The sequence below is a fragment of the Synechococcus sp. BA-120 BA3 genome (assembly GCF_034931285.1).
Taxonomy (GTDB): domain Bacteria; phylum Cyanobacteriota; class Cyanobacteriia; order PCC-6307; family Cyanobiaceae; genus Cyanobium.
Window position 1 is genome coordinate 1 of sequence record NZ_JAYGHZ010000428.1, and the last position, 2,216, is coordinate 2,216.

Consider the following 2,216-nt stretch of genomic DNA (forward strand, 5'->3'; position numbering starts at 1 on the left):
GGTGGCCCTGCGCGCCGCCGGCTTTGGGGCGGCGGCGGTGGTTGGGCGGGTGGTCAGCTGGCGGCCGGCTGATGCAGCGTCACCAGCCCCCGGCTGATCAGCTCCCCGGCCGCCTCCGCCGCCGCCAGGCCCCCCAGATCCACGGGGGTGATGGCATGGCCGTCCAGGTCGTGGTCGTAGCAGCGGTCGTAGTAGTCGAGCATCTGACGGCAGGCGGTGGCCCAGTCGCCCTGCTCGATCGCCTCCAGGGCCAGGGCGGTGCGCTGGGGCCCCAGCCGCCTGGCGATCCGCCGGGTGGCCTCCGCCAGGGCAAGGGGATCCTGGGCGCCGTAGATCGTCACCAGGTGGTCCACCCGCTCCTGCAGGGGCCGCTCCACCGCCAGCACCGGCGCGGCCTTCATCTGGTGCCACAGGCCGGCGGGAATCCGGCAGCGGCCCACCATGGCGCTCTCGGCCTCCAGCCAGATCTGATCCGCCCCGGCCAGGGGGGCCAGGGCGGCGGCCAGCTCGTTCTCGTAGTGCTCGACGCTGGGCTGCTCCGGCAGCCCCAGCCCGCCGAAGCTGCTGCCGCGGTGGTGCGCCAGCCCCTCCAGGTCCACCACCGCCGCTCCCCGCTCCCGCAGGGCCAGCAGCAGTTCGGTCTTGCCGCAGCCGGTGCGGCCCCCCAGCAGCCGCAGCGGCCAGGGCCGCTCGAACAGCTCCAGCACCCAGCGCCGGTAGCTCTTGTAGCCACCCTCCAGCAGCAGCACCGGCAGCTCCAGCTGCTGGGCCAGCCAGGCGACGCTGCCCGAGCGCATGCCGCCGCGCCAGCAGTGCAGCCGCAGGGGCGCCCCGGCCGAGCGTTCGCTCCAGGTCACCAGTTCGGCGGCCAGGGCCTCCATCCGCGGCCCCACCAGGGCCAGGCCCCTCAGCACGGCGGCCTGGCGGCCCTGCTGCTTGTAGAGGGTGCCCACCTCGGCCCGCTCGGCATCACTGAACAGGGGCAGATTGGCGGCGCCGGGGATGTGGCCCTGGCGGAATTCGGCCGGCGTGCGCACATCGAGCAGGGCGCCACCAGCCGCCAGGAATGCATCGATGGGAAGGCTGGTTGCCATGGGGCTCGCGGCAGGGACGGGGGCGTCTGGCGATGACGAAGACCGCGGGCCGGCACCCACCTGATCGCCATAGTGGAGCAACGGCCTACTCCCCTGCCCAAGCCCGATGTTTCTCCGGATCCGCACCACCGCCACCGCCGCCCTGATGGGGGTCTCGCTGGCGCTGCTCCCCCTGCTGGCGCCCCCCGCCGCCCCCCTGCCCGGCCGGCCGGCTCCGGCGGCGGCCCAGCAGAGCCAGAAGGTGTTGCGCATCGGCGCCATCCCCGACCAGAAGCCCGAGACGCTCAACCGGCTCTACCCGCTGGTGGCCAATGAACTCAGCCGTCAGCTGGGGGTGAAGGTGGTGTACGTGCCGGTGGTGGATTACACCGCTGCCGTCACCGCGTTCCGCACCGGTGGCCTGGATCTGGTGTGGTTCGGCAGTCTCACCGGGGTGCAGGCGCGCCTGCAGAAGCCTGGCGCCGTGGTGATCGCCCAGCGCGACATCGACGCGTCGTTCCAGAGCGTCTTCATCGCCAACACCAGCAGCGGCCTCAAGCCGATCCGCAACGTCAAGGGGCTGGCGGAGCTGAAGGGCAAGCGTTTCACCTTTGGCTCGGAGAGCTCCACCTCCGGCCGGCTGATGCCCCAGTTCTATCTGAGTCAGGCCGGGGTCAAGCTGAGCGATTTCGCCGGTGGCGCCCCCGGTTTCAGCAGCAGCCATGACGCCACGATCGCCCTGGTGCAGAGCGGCGCCTACCAGGCCGGTGCTGTCAGCGAAGAGGTCTGGCGCAGCAACCTCAGCGAGGGCAAGGTCAACCGCGCCAAGGTGGTGCAGATCTGGAAGACCCCCGGCTATCCCAACTACCACTGGATCGCCCAGCCCGACCTCGACAAGCGCTTCGGCAAGGGCTTCACAGCGCGGATGAGGACGGCGATCCTCAGCTGGCGCTCCACCAATCCCAGGCAGAAGGAGGTCCTGGCCCTGTTCGGCGCCCAGCGGTTCATCCCCGCCAATGCGGCGGCCTACAGCCCCATCGAGAAGGTGGGCCGCCAGATCGGCAAGATCCGCTGATCGGCCCGGCCCGCCGGCACCGCCGCGGCCCCAGGGCCGCCGGGCTGGCCCTGGCGGCCCTGCTGGGG

General features: G+C 72.1%; 2 protein-coding genes. One reads left to right on the forward strand and one right to left on the reverse strand.

From position 1 onward, the window contains the following. Positions 1 to 53 precede the first annotated feature (53 nt). Entirely contained in the window at positions 54 to 1,094 is a 1,041-nt protein-coding gene (gene mnmH / locus VB737_RS16405; protein ID WP_500314530.1) for a tRNA 2-selenouridine(34) synthase MnmH, read from the reverse strand. A gap of 106 nt (positions 1,095 to 1,200) precedes the next feature. Here mnmH and VB737_RS16410 point away from each other — a divergent pair, with 106 nt between their 5' ends. Next, on the forward strand, positions 1,201 to 2,148 hold the full coding sequence (locus tag VB737_RS16410) for a putative selenate ABC transporter substrate-binding protein (RefSeq protein ID WP_500314532.1): 948 nt from the start codon (positions 1,201 to 1,203) through the stop codon (positions 2,146 to 2,148). The last annotated feature ends 68 nt before the right edge of the window (positions 2,149 to 2,216 follow it).